This window comes from Pleurocapsa sp. PCC 7319 (assembly GCF_000332195.1).
In the GTDB taxonomy this organism is placed as follows: Bacteria; Cyanobacteriota; Cyanobacteriia; order Cyanobacteriales; family Xenococcaceae; genus Waterburya.
Window position 1 is genome coordinate 1,784,404 of the sequence record NZ_KB235922.1, and the last position, 14,451, is coordinate 1,798,854.

At 39.8% G+C, this 14,451-nt stretch carries 15 protein-coding genes; 10 read left to right on the plus strand and 5 right to left on the minus strand.

The genetic code is table 11. The annotated features are described in order from the left end of the window. Positions 1 to 12 precede the first annotated feature (12 nt). From PLEUR7319_RS0111995 to hypB, 5 genes are read left to right on the plus strand one after another with little or no spacing between them, the layout of a single operon-like run. On the plus strand, positions 13 to 669 hold the full coding sequence (locus PLEUR7319_RS0111995) for a pentapeptide repeat-containing protein (protein ID WP_019505468.1): 657 nt from the start codon (positions 13 to 15) through the stop codon (positions 667 to 669). Next, complete coding sequence (locus PLEUR7319_RS0112000) at positions 669 to 1,073, plus strand: VOC family protein (protein WP_019505469.1); 405 nt, start codon at positions 669 to 671, stop codon at positions 1,071 to 1,073. The genes PLEUR7319_RS0111995 and PLEUR7319_RS0112000 overlap by 1 nt, the downstream gene beginning before the upstream one ends. A gap of 20 nt (positions 1,074 to 1,093) precedes the next feature. Next, a complete protein-coding gene (gene hypE, locus PLEUR7319_RS0112005; protein WP_019505470.1) occupies positions 1,094 to 2,197 on the plus strand; it encodes a hydrogenase expression/formation protein HypE in 1,104 nt (367 codons plus the stop codon). Between the two features lie 31 nt (positions 2,198 to 2,228). Beyond that, positions 2,229 to 2,573 (plus strand): hydrogenase maturation nickel metallochaperone HypA, encoded by a 345-nt coding sequence (gene hypA, locus PLEUR7319_RS0112010; RefSeq protein WP_019505471.1) that lies wholly within the window; start codon positions 2,229 to 2,231, stop codon positions 2,571 to 2,573. Further along, positions 2,564 to 3,409, plus strand: a complete 846-nt coding sequence (gene hypB / locus PLEUR7319_RS0112015) for a hydrogenase nickel incorporation protein HypB (protein ID WP_019505472.1) — start codon at positions 2,564 to 2,566, stop codon at positions 3,407 to 3,409. Before hypA ends, hypB begins: the two co-directional genes overlap by 10 nt. A gap of 78 nt (positions 3,410 to 3,487) precedes the next feature. Here the strand turns inward: hypB and glgB are convergent, their stop codons facing one another. Together glgB and PLEUR7319_RS0112025 are read right to left on the minus strand one after the other, a co-directional pair. Then, positions 3,488 to 5,782 (minus strand): 1,4-alpha-glucan branching enzyme, encoded by a 2,295-nt coding sequence (gene glgB, locus PLEUR7319_RS0112020; RefSeq protein WP_019505473.1) that lies wholly within the window; start codon positions 5,780 to 5,782, stop codon positions 3,488 to 3,490. Positions 5,783 to 5,970: 188 nt separating this feature from the next. Continuing rightward, a complete protein-coding gene (locus PLEUR7319_RS0112025) occupies positions 5,971 to 6,270 on the minus strand; it encodes a hypothetical protein (protein WP_019505474.1) in 300 nt (99 codons plus the stop codon). Between the two features lie 164 nt (positions 6,271 to 6,434). Here PLEUR7319_RS0112025 and PLEUR7319_RS0112030 point away from each other — a divergent pair, with 164 nt between their 5' ends. Together PLEUR7319_RS0112030 and PLEUR7319_RS0112035 are read left to right on the plus strand one after the other, a co-directional pair. Then, positions 6,435 to 6,653, plus strand: coding sequence for a hypothetical protein (locus PLEUR7319_RS0112030; protein WP_019505475.1), 219 nt, complete (start codon positions 6,435 to 6,437; stop codon positions 6,651 to 6,653). 28 nt (positions 6,654 to 6,681) lie between these two features. Next, a complete protein-coding gene (locus PLEUR7319_RS0112035) occupies positions 6,682 to 8,727 on the plus strand; it encodes a thioredoxin domain-containing protein (RefSeq protein WP_019505476.1) in 2,046 nt (681 codons plus the stop codon). A gap of 2 nt (positions 8,728 to 8,729) precedes the next feature. Here PLEUR7319_RS0112035 and PLEUR7319_RS0112040 read toward each other — a convergent pair whose 3' ends face one another. Together PLEUR7319_RS0112040 and PLEUR7319_RS0112045 are read right to left on the minus strand one after the other, a co-directional pair. Further along, on the minus strand, positions 8,730 to 9,476 hold the full coding sequence (locus PLEUR7319_RS0112040) for a DUF554 domain-containing protein (protein WP_019505477.1): 747 nt from the start codon (positions 9,474 to 9,476) through the stop codon (positions 8,730 to 8,732). Positions 9,477 to 9,520: 44 nt separating this feature from the next. Further along, a complete protein-coding gene (locus tag PLEUR7319_RS0112045) occupies positions 9,521 to 10,243 on the minus strand; it encodes a glutathione S-transferase family protein (protein WP_019505478.1) in 723 nt (240 codons plus the stop codon). A gap of 141 nt (positions 10,244 to 10,384) precedes the next feature. Between PLEUR7319_RS0112045 and rbfA the strand changes: the two genes are divergently transcribed. From rbfA to PLEUR7319_RS0112060, 3 genes are all read left to right on the plus strand, one after another. Continuing rightward, positions 10,385 to 10,780, plus strand: a complete 396-nt coding sequence (gene rbfA, locus PLEUR7319_RS0112050; RefSeq protein ID WP_026102466.1) for a 30S ribosome-binding factor RbfA — start codon at positions 10,385 to 10,387, stop codon at positions 10,778 to 10,780. A 10-nt stretch (positions 10,781 to 10,790) separates the two neighbouring features. Next, positions 10,791 to 12,401, plus strand: a complete 1,611-nt coding sequence (locus tag PLEUR7319_RS0112055; RefSeq protein ID WP_019505480.1) for a glycoside hydrolase family 3 N-terminal domain-containing protein — start codon at positions 10,791 to 10,793, stop codon at positions 12,399 to 12,401. Positions 12,402 to 12,584: 183 nt separating this feature from the next. Beyond that, the gene (locus PLEUR7319_RS0112060) at positions 12,585 to 12,827 is read left to right on the plus strand and encodes a DUF4327 family protein (protein ID WP_019505481.1); all 243 of its coding nucleotides are present in this window, start codon (positions 12,585 to 12,587) and stop codon (positions 12,825 to 12,827) included. 318 nt (positions 12,828 to 13,145) lie between these two features. On the opposite strand, the gene PLEUR7319_RS0112065 is transcribed toward PLEUR7319_RS0112060, so the two are convergent. Continuing rightward, a complete protein-coding gene (locus tag PLEUR7319_RS0112065; protein ID WP_019505482.1) occupies positions 13,146 to 14,417 on the minus strand; it encodes a pentapeptide repeat-containing protein in 1,272 nt (423 codons plus the stop codon). Positions 14,418 to 14,451 lie beyond the last annotated feature (34 nt).

The window sequence follows — 14,451 nt, forward strand, 5'->3', positions numbered from 1 at the left end:
AGGAGAAGAGTAATGATAGATGTAACCAAGCTACTAGAACAATACACCGCAGGAGTCAGGAATTTTGCTGGCGTAAATCTTAATGGAGTCTGTCTATATCGCGCCAATCTTCAAAAAATCAACTTACACAATGCTAATCTTATTGGCGCCAATTTGAGTGGTGCAGATTTATCTGGTGCAGACTTAAGCAAAGCAAACCTAATCGGAGCTAACCTAAGTGCTGCCAATTTAATTGCTGCCAATTTCAGTAATGCAGACTTAATTGGTGCCAATTTAGGCGGTGCGAAACTAGCTAATGCCGACCTACAGGAAATCACACTCAATGGCGGTAATCTGAGCGGTGCCAATCTAAGTGGAGCCAACCTAAGTCAAGCATCTTTAAAAGGAGCTAATTTTAGCGGTGCCTTCTTGAATGCTATCCTCACGGAAGCCAATCTGCGGAATGCTAACTTAAGTAGTGTTAGTTTAGTGGGAGCAGATTTGAGTGGAGCCAACTTAACAGGAGCGAATCTAGTTGGGGCTAACCTCTCTCAAGCTAACCTCGATGAAGCGATTTTGGTTGAAGCTAATTTAAGTAGTGCTAGTTTAACAGGGGCAAATTTAAAACGAGCCAATTTACATCAGGCAAATCTCAGTCGCCAAAGCTTGCAGGAGTTTAAGCTAGTGTAATGAACCAACCAACTTTCTTAAACAGTATTAATCCACTTATTCCAGGTGGAGACGATCTAGAAAAAACAGTCATTTTCTACGAGCAACAACTGGGTTTTAAACGCATTCATCAAGAAGGCAATCCTATCTACATGGCAATTGTCAAACGGGACTCCGCCCAAATATTTCTACTCAAAAATGAAGATAAACATTTAGCCGAAGGAACTAGCTTGCGTATCAACGTCAATCAGATCGAGCAACTTTACGCTGAATTTCAAGCTAAAGGAGGAAAGATGATTCATCCCCAGGGCAAGTTAGAGACTAAACCTTGGGGAATGAAAGAATTTGTAGTTCTCGATCCTGCTGGAGTTTGCCTAACTTTTTGCGAACCAGCTGATCAAGATCTGATCGAAGTTAAAAATTAATTACTAACAGCAAATTTAAGATGAATCTCTCTTCTGCTAATTCTCCTCAACATCCTCTATTTGCGAAAGTCGAACAAGTCCGTCGCCGTCATAGCAAAGTGAGAGATAGCCACATTACCTTAGCTCATGGTAGCGGTGGTAAAGCAATGCGTGATTTGATTGACGATATTTTTGTGGGGAGTTTTGATAACCCCATGCTGGCACAATTAGAAGACCAAGCCAGAATCAGTTTAGATAGCTTAATGGCTCTGGGCGATCGCCTAGCTTTCACTACCGACTCTTACGTTATCGATCCCATTTTCTTTCCTGGTGGTAATATCGGCAACTTAGCAGTCAATGGTACAGTTAACGACTTAGCAGTTAGTGGAGCTAAACCTCTTTATCTATCTTGCGCCATGATTATTGAAGAAGGACTGTCTGTCAAAACCCTGCGTCAAATAGCTCAAAGTATGAAAGCTGCGGCAGATGCTGCTGGGGTACAAATTGTCACGGGGGACACGAAGGTGGTTAACCGAGGTTCTGCCGATAAACTGTTTATCAATACCACTGGAGTAGGAATTATTAGAGAGGGTATTAAGATTTCAGCCCATAATCTCCAGCCCGGAGATACTGTCTTGTTTAATGGTTATCTTGGGGATCATGGTGCAGCAATTACCATCGCCCGTGGTGAACTAGCATTAGATACCACGATAGCTAGTGATTGCCAGCCACTCAATAGCTTAATCGAAACTATACTTGCTATTTGTCCCGAAATTAGAGCGATGCGAGATGCTACCAGAGGAGGAGTAGCAACAGTACTCAATGAATTTGCTCTTAGTTCTGAGGTAGGAATAAAACTTCAAGAATCTTCTTTGCCTGTGCGGGAGGAGGTTAAAGGAGTTTGCGAATTGCTAGGACTAGATCCTTTGTACTTGGCAAATGAAGGAAAGTTGGTGGTCATAGTACCCCAGTCAAAAGCAGAAGCAGTTCTAACTGCCATGCAAGCCCATCCTGCTGGAGAGAATGCCTGCATTATTGGTGAAGTAATTGATTCGACCCCTGGAGTAGTTTTTATGGAAACTATATTTGGGACGGAAAGAATTGTAGATATGCTCGTCGGCGATCAATTACCCAGAATTTGTTAACTGAGACAACCATCACCAGTTGAATATTGTCATGCATGAATTAGGAATTACGGAAAATATAGTGGCGATCGCTGTAGAATATGCTCAAGGATTACCCGTCAAACAAGTTACCTTGGAAATAGGACAACTCTCAGCAGTCATGCCCGATGCAATTCGCTTTTGTTTTGATGTTTGTTGTCGAGATACAGTATTAGAAGGAGCAACCCTGGAAATTATTGAACTTCCAGGTTTAGGTTGCTGTCGGCACTGTGAAACAAAAACATCTCTAACTCAACCCTACGGTATTTGCGATCGCTGTGGCAGTGTAGAGTTGGAAATTATCCAAGGCGAAGAATTAAAAATTAAAGAAATGGAGGTGGATGATCTATGTGTGTAACTTGCGGTTGTTCTGGTGATGCTCATGTTACTCTTACTAATTCTCAAACTGGGAAGATTAACTTAGTGGAGACGGAGAACGATACACCCCATACCCACAAGTTATCTGACGGAACGACAATTACTCACTCTCATCGGGGACTGTCTCACACTTTATCTCCCATCAACGTTTCTCAGATCCACGCTCAGATGCACGGCAGAAAAATTAGTTTAGAGCAAGATATCCTCAAGAAAAATAACCTTATTGCTGCTCAAAATCGTCACTGGTTTCAAGCCCGCAATATTTTGGCACTTAACTTAGTTAGTTCCCCTGGTTCAGGGAAAACTACCCTCTTAACCCGCACAATTGAAGACTTAAAAGCGGAAATTTCTTTCAGTGTCATAGAAGGCGATCAAGAAACAGTCAATGATGCTCAAAAAATTCGCGAAACTGGTTGCCAAGTAGTACAAATTAATACAGGAACAGGCTGTCACCTAGAAGCAAACATGGTACAAAAAGGCTGCCAGGATCTAGACCCACAACCGAATTCTATAGTGGCGATCGAGAATGTCGGCAATCTCGTTTGTCCTGCTTTATTTGATTTAGGAGAATATGCCAAGGTAGCTATCCTCTCGGTCACAGAAGGTGATGATAAGCCGATTAAATATCCTCATATGTTCCGAGCTAGTAAGGTTATGATTCTAACCAAGATCGACTTACTACCCTATGTGCAGTTTAATGTTGATCGCTGCTTGCAATATGCTCGACAGGTTAACCCCAAGCTGAAAATTTTCCAAGTTTCTACTGTGACAGGAAAGGGACTTAATAGTTGGTACGAGTGGTTAAAAGCTCGGTAATGCTAAAGATGTAATGAAATGACATCTTTAGAAGGGTGGGCAATGCCCACCTTTCAAGTTATTTGAGTTAATTCCTAATTATTTACCTTGCAAAGCTGCTTGAGTTTTCTGGCGGTCTATTTTAAGGATTAATACACCCAAGGGCGGTAAACATAGATCCAAAGAATAGGGCATATTATGGAAAGACCATTCATCCGTCCATTTACCACCCAAGTTACCCATATTGCTACCACCGTACTTACGCGCATCACTATTAAACATTTCAGTGTAGAAACCCTGTTCGGGGACCCCAATACGGTAATGGCTGTGGGGTTGGGGAGTAAAGTTACAGACGGCGATAACAAATTCGTTAGGATCTTTGCTACGTCTAATGAAAGCAATAACACTATGACGATTATCACTACAGTCAATCCACTCAAAACCTTCTTCTTCAAAGTCTCGACTATAAAGAGCCGGTTCACTCTTATAAATTCCGTTGAGATCGCAGAAGAATTGTTTGAGAGTTTGATGGCGATCGTACTGCAACAAATGCCATTCTAAATCTGCCCAAACATTCCACTCACTCCACTGAGCAAATTCCATACTCATAAACATGGTCTTTTTGCCTGGGTGAGTAAACATATAGGTAAATAGACAGCGAACGTTAGCAAATTTCTGCCACTCATCCCCAGGCATTTTCCCAATAATATTACTCTTACCGTGGACAATCTCATCGTGAGACAGTGCCAGCATATAGTTTTCGCTGTGGTGGTACCACATACTAAAGGTAAGATTATTTTGATGGAATTGGCGGAACCAAGGGTCCATGTTGAAATAATCCAACATATCGTGCATCCACCCCATATTCCACTTCATGTTGAAGCCTAAGCCACCAGTATAGGTAGGCCAAGATACCATCGGCCAAGAAGTAGATTCTTCGGCAATGGAAAGTACTCCTGGAAAGTAGCTAAATAAAAGACTATTTACCTGACGTAAAAAGTTAGCAGCTTCAATATTTTCTGCCCCGCCATATTCGTTAGCAATCCATTCTCCATCCTTACGACAGTAATTGAGGTACAGCATGGAAGCCACCGCATCGACCCGAATTCCATCAATATGATATTTGTCAAACCAAAATAAGGCATTGGCGACTAAGAAGTTGCGTACTTCGTTGCGATTGTAGTTAAAGACTAACGTTCCCCATTCCTTATGTTCTCCCTGGCGAGGATCGGCGTGTTCATAAAGATGAGTGCCATCAAAGAAAGCCAATCCGTGACCATCTTTAGGAAAATGACCAGGAACCCAATCTACAATTACCCCAATATTGTTTTGATGGCATTGGTCAATAAAGTACATTAAGTCTTCGGGATTGCCAAAGCGAGAAGTTGGAGCATAATAACCCGTTACTTGATATCCCCAGGAACCATCAAAAGGATGTTCGGCAATTGGCAGTAATTCAATGTGAGTATAGCCTAACTCTTTAACATAGGGTATTAATTTATCTACTAGTTCGTAATAGCTCAAAAAACGAGCTTCCTGTTTCCATTCTGAGACAGGAATTGGCTCTGATTCTCCCGATAATAACTGAGTCGGTTCATCTGCCGAAGCGTGTAACCATGAACCAAGATGGAGTTCATATACAGATATCGGTTTAGCTAGAGGATCGCTATTGCGTCGCTCTTCCATCCAGGCGTCATCATTCCATTTATAACTATCTAATTCAGCCACAATGGAGGCTGTTTTGGGTCTCACTTCTTGTTGAAAGCCGTAGGGATCGGACTTTTCATAGATATGCCCTTCCCAATTTTTTACTTCGTATTTATACGCTGCACCGACAGCAATTTCGGGGATGAATAATTCCCAAATACCACTGCCACCTTTGCGCATCTGGTGCTTTCTACCATCCCAGCTATTAAAATCACCTAATACAGAAGCATTACGAGCATTAGGAGCCCAGAGAGCAAAATAGACTCCCTCAACGCCATCGATTTTAGTGGAATGTGCGCCCAATTTTTCGTAGATGCGATGATGATTGCCTTCAGCAAATAGGTGAATATCTAAATCGGTAAGTTTTGGCGAACGAAAAGCATAGGGATCATAAATTACCCTTTCTTTATCTCCTTCTTTAATTCGCAGTTGATAGTTACTTAGTTGGGGATTCTGGACTACACAAACAAAGAAATGAGGGTTGTGCATTGGCTGCATTGGATACTCAGTTCTTTCTTCGGGACAAACTACCCAAGCTGCATTGGCATCGGGCAGATAAGCACGAATTATCCAACTTTGAATCGTACCGTTTTGTTCATAAGGATGACGACCTAATACTTCAAATGGATCTTGATGAAGATTATGAACGATTTGATTGACTTGTTCGGGAGCAATGGTTGATGACATTAAAGTACCGATATCCAAAAATTTAATAGCAGTGAGATTGTTAAAAGAGGTTTTGATGTGCTTCAGATTACGCCCATCAAAACAGCAGAAATTATCTGTTCTAAGAACTTATTAAAGTATTTGTATAAATACTTTAACTATTTTTACGCAATATTTAAAAAAGTTTCTTGATTTTTCGATTATAAGTATTAATAGAAAGGAATTATAGTTTTAAATAATTTTCTAATCTGTAACAAGAATATGAGTTGTTGGATATCGGAATCAATTTGAGGACTATTGGAGCTTTGGGATAACTGCACCTGTAATTCCTCATATTCAACAGTTGACAATGCTTTTCCATCTATAGGCGATCGCCCTTCGAGAATGATCTCGGTGCGCAAAACTTCTTCGGGAATATCTTCTGCCGGAGGCAAAGCTAAACTTATATTAGGTTGAAGCCAACTGACTAAGCTTAGAGCTAAAGCAATAGTTTGCCATCTGATGCTCATAATCGAAAAGACTAAGATTTGGTTTCGGTAACAATTTAAGCGTACTCTGAATGATAATCAATTTTAATCAATCAAGAGATATGCAGACAAACCGATTCAGTGGACAATAACTTCAACAAAACACAGTTAGTGATTACGTGCTTGACGTAGTCTGAGCATTGCCCATGTCTTCTTTTGAAAAACGTTTAGCAGTTTTCCGCAAAATTCCCTTAAGAGCTCAATTAGCAACGATTACCTCTTCTAAAGCTAATAGCATCCTCAATCAAAATCAAGATTATATCGCCAGTTTAGAGCAAATTCATGCCGAATGTCTGGCTAATGCAACCCCAGAAGAAAAATTAGCTTATAACAAAGCTAAAGAGTTTTTGATTACTGACTACTGATTACTGATTACTGATTACTGATTGTTAAATGACAAATCATCTTGAGTCGAGTCCCAGTCTTTATTTACAAAAGCACGTCCACAATCCGATTAATTGGTGGTATTGGTGTGAAGCCGCTTTAGAGGAAGCTAAACAAGAAAATAAGCCGATTTTTCTCTCTATTGGCTACTCTAGCTGTCACTGGTGTACGGTGATGGAAGGAGAAGCTTTTTCGGATCGAGCGATCGCCGATTATTTAAACACTCATTTCCTACCGATCAAAGTAGACCGAGAAGAACGACCAGACATCGATAGCATTTATATGCAAGCTTTGCAGATGATGACTGGTCAAGGGGGTTGGCCATTGAATATTTTTCTCAATCCTGAAGATTTAGTTCCCTTTTATGGCGGTACTTATTTCCCAGTTGAACCGAAATATGGTCGTCCCGGTTTTTTGGAGATTCTTACAGCAATCCGTCGTTTTTATGACCACGAGCCAGAAAAACTGACTGCTTTTAAAACAGAAATTTTAAGCAACCTTCAAAAGTCCACTTTGTTGCCGCTTAACCAAGAAAATAGTTTAAACCAGCAATTGCTGCATCAGGGGATTTCAGTTAATACCGCAGTACTACAGCCCAATGATTTGGGTCGTCCCAGTTTCCCCATGATTCCCTATGCAACTATTGCCTTACGGGGTAGCAGGTTTCAGGAAGAATATACTTATAATCCCCAGGCATTATCTCAACAGCGAGGACTAGATTTGGTCTTGGGTGGTATCTATGACCATGTAGGAGGTGGATTTCACCGTTACACCGTAGATAATACCTGGACAGTGCCTCATTTTGAGAAGATGCTTTACGATAATGGTCAAATATTAGAGTATTTAGCTGATTTGTGGAGTAGTGGCTTACAACAACCTGCCGTCAGCAGAGCGATCGCTGGGACAGTAGAGTGGTTACAACGGGAAATGACCCGTCCCAAGGGGTACTTTTATGCTGCCCAAGATGCAGACAATTTTACTGCTCCAGAAGAGGCTGAACCGGAAGAAGGGGATTTTTATGTCTGGAGTTATGGTGATTTGGAATCCTTGTTGAGCGCAACAGAATTGACTGAATTACAACGAGAATTTACAGTTACGACTCAAGGTAACTTCGAGGGAAAAAATGTCCTACAACGCTCTGGAGATGGAGTACTATCAGATAACGTTATTCAAGCATTAGCCAAATTATTTACCATCCGCTACGGACAACCAGCGACGGAAATAGATATTTTTTCCCCTGCCAAAAATAACCAGGAAGCTAAAACTAAAGAATGGTTAGGGCGTATTCCCCCCGTTACCGATACCAAAGCGATCGCCGCTTGGAATAGTTTAATGATTTCAGGATTAGCCAGAGCCTATGGAGTTTTTAAAGAGCAATCATACCTAGATTTAGCGACTAATGCAGTGCAGTTTATCCTACAAAACCAATGGCTAGAGGGTCGATTTCAACGTCTTAACTATGATGGGATGGCTACAGTACCAGCGCAATCAGAAGACTATGCTTTATTTATCAAAGCTTTGTTAGATATTCAGACTGCTTGTCCAAATGATGCTCAATGGTTAGAACAAGCGCTCAAGATTCAAGAAGAATTTGATGAATTGCTTTGGAGCATCGAAACAGGTGGTTACTTCAATAATTCCACCGATGCAGGCAAAGAATTACTGGTAAGGGAACGAAGCTATATGGATAATGCCACCCCGTCTGCTAATGGAGTTGCGATCGCCAATTTAGTTCGTCTTTCCTTGTTAACTGACAATTTAGAATATCGCGATCGCGCTCAACAAGGATTACAAGCATTTAGTTCGGTCATGGGAAAATCTCCCACCGCCTGTCCTAGTTTGTTTACTGCTTTAGATTGGTTTCTGCATGGCACAAGTGTTAAAACTAGCATTGAATATGTAGAGCAATTAAGTTCTAACTATTTACCTACTACTGTCTTTCGGGTTGAAACGGATTTACCTCAAGGAGCGACAGCTATAGTTTGCCAAGGTACATCTTGTCTTGAACCTGCAACTACTATTGAGCAGGTATTTAAACAGATAAAATCTGTTTGACGTTAGCGTCCCACAAAATTTCCTAAATAATACATCAGGGGAGCAAAAGCGATCGCCGGTAGAAAAGAAGCGACCCGAATTTTAACAATTGACAATAAATTACAGCCAATCGCCAAGATCATTAATCCCCCAACTCCCGTAATAATCAAAATATAAGGACTATGCTCGGGATCGGGGATAGTATTGGCAATCAAGCCGGCAATTAAAGATAGACCACCTTGATAAATTAAGATGACTAAAGTCGAAAAACCAACCCCAATCCCATAAATATTAGCCAGGGCAATGGAAACCAATCCATCCATTGTGGCTTTGAGGGTTAACAAGGTATTGTCCCCATTTAAACCATTATTCAAACTACCAATCAAAGTCATGGGACCGACACAAAACAATAAACTACTAGCAACAAAACCCTCAGTAAACAACCCTTGACCGCGAAATTTCTTTTTGAGCCAATCTCCAATTGCAGTTAACTTTTCTTCAATTTGTAACCATTCACCCAGTATGCCTCCTAAAACTATTGCTAAAAGTCCTAGTATTGCTCCGTCTATTCCTCCAGCTTGTACTTTACTCATACTGTTTGCCATACTTAAGCCAATCCATATCGTGAGTAAACCGATACCTTGAGTGATAATAGTTTGAATCTTGGATGAGAGGCGATCTTTTAGGATTAAACCTAAACTTGTACCGATCGCCACAGTAAAAAAATTAATCCAAGTCCCACTGGTTTTTGCCCAAAAGTCTAAGCTCATATCGATCAATTGCCTGATAGTAAAAAGTAATTGTCCATTGCTGACTATAAATCGCTAAAGTAATTACTTTTCATTCTTTGGCAATAGTTACGTAAGGTTTCGCGATCGCGAGCAAAGGTATTGAGGGGACATTCAATAGGTACATCAATTAGGTTGGCTAAAAAAGAATAGGCGATCGCGTCATAAGAGGATGGTTGTTCGCCCAACAGATAAGGTTGATTCCCCACAATAGTTGCTACCGCATCGATATCTTTGTTCCCAAATGCATAAATTTCCTCAGGGGTAAATTTACCAATTCCATTGGAATTAAGTGTAGTAGTAATGCGTTTTTTGCTTTTTGTTGCTAATAGAGGAAATATGATTCTAAGAGGAAAAGGGAGTAAATCAAGAAAAATATGTTGAAAAGAAGGTGAATAGCGTTTATCTAACCAACGACTGTAGACAATACACCATCTCAAGCGTTCTTCAAGCATGATCTTAACTGCATGACCAATGGCTAATTGTTCTTGATTTAAATGATCATTGAGAGTTATGGAAAAATGTGAAGTGAGATATTCAATAATGTGGCTTGAGTCGGGAATCTTTTGTCCTTGATGAATAACATATGGTAGTTTACCCTTGGGAGCTTGAGCTGGATTGAATATTTCTTCAATGTGATAAGGAATAGAAGTCATCCTCATAAACACTTCAACCTTCATGCAGAAAAAACCCAAGTTTGCCACCATTCCAGGACGAGGAAATTGATAAAGAGTTATTGTTTCTGGCATAAAACTAAAGTTTTCTTAAATGTTTTCTACTCGTTAATTTGATAAGTCGATATTCGTGTTTGTGTGAATAAGTAGCTACAATTTACAATGGGTTAGTTGGTGCAAAAACTAGCTCGCTATTTTCAGTATAGGAAAAAGATTATGGCTAATAGTCGTCGTGTGGCTCGTGTAGCTGCTTTAATCAAGCGGGAGGTAAGCCAGATGTTACTCAGTGAAATCAAAGACGATCGCGTTGGGGCGGGAATGGTCAGTGTCACTGATGTTGATGTTTCAGGAGATCTGCAACATGCCAAAATCTTTGTCAGTATTTATGGCACAGAAGAAGCCAAAATTGAAACAATGGCAGGTTTAGAGTCTTCGGTAAATTATGTTCGCAAAGAATTGGGGAGTCGGATGCAATTAAGACGCACTCCAACTGTCAAGTTTCTGCAAGATCTTTCTTTAGAAAGGGGAGACAATATGTTGGATCTACTCAACAAGATTAGTCAAGAAAGACAAGCTAAGTCAGAGAAAGTAGAATTAGGCGAAGAATCATAATTGCTATACCGTGCTTAAATTACCAGATTGGCAAAGTTTATCGTTAAAAGAGCAAATTGCTCAAATGATTGTTGTTCGTGCCTCTGGTTATCATTTCGATCATCAAATTCGTTACCCTGCCTGGGAAGCTAACCATACTCAATTAAAACAATGGCTAGCAGAGTTGAACTTAGGTGGGGTAATTCTTTTGGGGGGTAGCAGCGTTGAATTACAAGCGCGATCGCAACAGTTGCAGTCTTGGGCAAATATTCCTTTACTAATCGCTGCAGATATCGAAGAGGGAGTAGGACAACGTTTTCCTGGGGCAACCTGGTTTCCTCCTCCGATGGCTTTGGGTGCAATTTATGAGCAAAATCCTAGTTTAGCAGAGCAATACGCTACGGAAATGGGTCGCATAACGGCACAAGAAGCTTTAGCAGTAGGCTTAAATTGGTTACTTTCCCCAGTGGTAGATGTCAATAATAATCCTGACAACCCCGTAATCAATATTCGTGCTTTTGGCGATCGCCCTGAAGTAGTTAGTGCCTTAAGTTCTGCATTTATTACTGGTACGAAGTCTCAATCTATTTTAACCACCGCCAAACACTTCCCAGGACACGGAGATACTACCACTGACTCTCATTTAGATTTACCTACCCTGACTCACTCAGAAGCCAGACTAGCAACTGTTGAATTGCCACCTTTCCAACAGGCGATCGCGAGTGGGGTTGACAGTGTGATGACTGCCCATCTAATGATTCCTGCCTGGGATCGACAATATCCTGCTACTTTGTCTCAGACAATCGTGACGGAAAAACTAAGAAAACAGTTCCGATTCAACGGTCTAGTAGTCACTGATGCCTTAATCATGGGAGGAATTACTAAATATGCGCCCCCTGAAGAAGTTGCTGTTAATGCAATTGAAGCAGGCACAGATATATTATTGATGCCTGATAATCCGGAAGTGGCGATCGCCTCTATTTATCAAGCAGTAGAATCAGGACGCATTACTCCAACTAGAATCCAGCAATCATTGACGCGTATTTGGCAAGCTAAACAGAAAGTAATCCAGTCAAGAAAGCCACTGCCATTGACTTCCGAGTTATCTAGTCAGCAAGCACAACAGACTGTCGATTCAATCCTCAAAGATTCATTGCAGATCGGAGGTAAGATACCTCTAATTCCTGAGGCTAAAACAAATGCACGCAATTTAATTGTGGTAGATGATGTCTTAAATGCTACTTATCTCGATCTTCATACTCCTGCTATTGCCATTCCTCAAAAGTTGAATTATCGAAGACAAATAGTAGATAGTAGTACCCTAGACTGTATTCTCTCCAACCTCAGCCCTACCCTGTTGCAAATATTTATTCGCGGCAATCCTTTTCGCGGTAATGCCGGTTTAACTGTTAATGCCAGACAAATTTATCAACAACTGCTTCAAAAAGGTCAAGTAGAGGCTTTAATTATTTATGGTAGTCCTTATGTATTGCATTACTTCTGTGATTGGATACCAGAAGATTTACCTTGGGTGCATAGCTACGGACAAATGCCACAATCACAGGCGATCGCTCTAAGAACTTTATTTAATCTCAATCTTGATGTGCTAACATCGGAATCCTGGTCAAATTTCGGGTTTTAATAGCTAAATTTTCTCAATTATATATTAAATCTTAAGAGATCGATTTGTTTTTTTTATACTACAAAGGTTTTGTTATTTTAGATACAGCAAAAAGATGAATACCCCTATCAATCAGCAGTTATCTGGTTTATAGTGATAGTAGAAAACGTTTTAATTAGAAGTTATTTATTTCGGTGATAAACTATGGCCACTGCTACTGCATTCCCCTCCCTTTCTACTAGATATTCAATTGACACCTTAAAAGATGAAGCTCGGCAATTAATTGAAACAGGTATTGTCAGTCGTCAGCAAACTATTTATACACTCTGTAAATACATCCCCGCTCGTGAATGGGTCAAGGTTGAATGTGAGTTAGAAAGATGCGACTATTTACTCCGCGATCCAATTGGGGATTTAGTCTGTTGTGATAACTGGGAAAGTGACTAAGTAAAGAACTAGATGATTGTATAGCCGTACAAAGTTGTATTAGGACAAGTTTATTTGATTGCTCGTAAGTAATAAGTAACGAGTAACGAGTAAAAGTAACGAGTAACGAGTAATAAGTGTCCTAACGTAAGTCCGTATTGCTATAATCGTTGAGAATCTCTAATCAGCAAAAGTTTCAAGTTTCAGAATTTTTCCCAATTAATTAGTAATTAGAAATAATCTAGGGGTGGTATAGGCTGAGTTTTTGTATTTTGATTCAGCGGTTGTCCACCCCTTCGTTTTGGTTAAGAATTAGTAGATAATATTTTAATTTTAATTCTAATTTGCAGGGATTAATTGCTCTGGTTTTTGTTTCCAGGGTTGTAAGGTTTGTGGGAATGTTAAATCGGTTTTTTCACTCAGAAACAGGTAAGAGCCAGCAATAATTAAGCCGATAACTCCTAAAAATAATAATATGCCTTTAATACTATTATTGGACTTAGACTTATTTTTCGATTTATTTTGGTCTGGCGATACATTAACTACTGCATCAACTCTAGAAGTATTAACAGATGGAATTTTGCTTTCTGGTCTTTCTTGAACAATCAGATTAGTTTTAGCCGATTTAAATGCTAGTGGCAACTGAGTATCGCGATCGCCAATTACTGATTTTAATTTCGTACCTTTGAGATTGGCTTGCTCCAAATCAACACCGCAAATATTGGCACCAACTAGGGCGGTATTAGTTAAATTAGCTCGTTCAAGATTACTACGACGTAAAATAGCATGGCTCAAATTGGCATTAGTTAGATTTGCTTCTTCAAAGTTGACTCCCTGAAGATTAGCATTGCTCAGATCTGCACCGCTTAAGTTTTTCTTGACTGCGCCCCGATTAACTATTTCCCAAACAGAATACCATTTGGGATCGATCATCGTTTTGTTGCTTAGTTTAGTTGTTTTCAGATTGGCAAATTGTAGTTCGGCATCTTTGAAATACGTTCCACAACACAATGCTCCACCCAAGTAGGCGTTAGTTAGATTTGCATGACTAAAATAAGCATTTTTTAAGTTGGCATTCTGAAAATTTGCCGACGTTAAATCTGCTCTATATAAATAAGCATTACTAAGATTAGCATTAGTGAAATTGACATTTTCTAATTTGGCATTTCTTAAGTCGGCATTACTCAAATCAGCATGAAAGAGATTGGAATTACTCAAATCATACCCAGCAAAATTTTTATCTGGAGTTTGGTTATTAACAATTTCCCAAACTCGACGACTTTTAATCGAAATTATAGTTTTAAGATTTATTTTCGCTTGAAAAAAGATGACATGATCTAAGTCCGCTCCCTTCAAATTAGCATTTTGTAAATCTGCTCCCAGAAAGTTAGCTCCTCTCAAATTAGCATTAGTTAACTGTGCTTTAGTTAAGTCGGAATTGCTAAAATTTGCGTGGTTAAGATCGGCTCTTTTTAAATTAATACCACTTAAACTAAGATTATGAAGATTCGCTTTAGCTAAATCTGGAATTACTTTTTTATGTTTTTTGTACCAGCTATTCCATACTGCTGCACCTTGCTTGATTAATGCTATGTGTTCTGGGTTTGCCATCTTAGAGATTCTCCAACTCTACTACTATTATAAA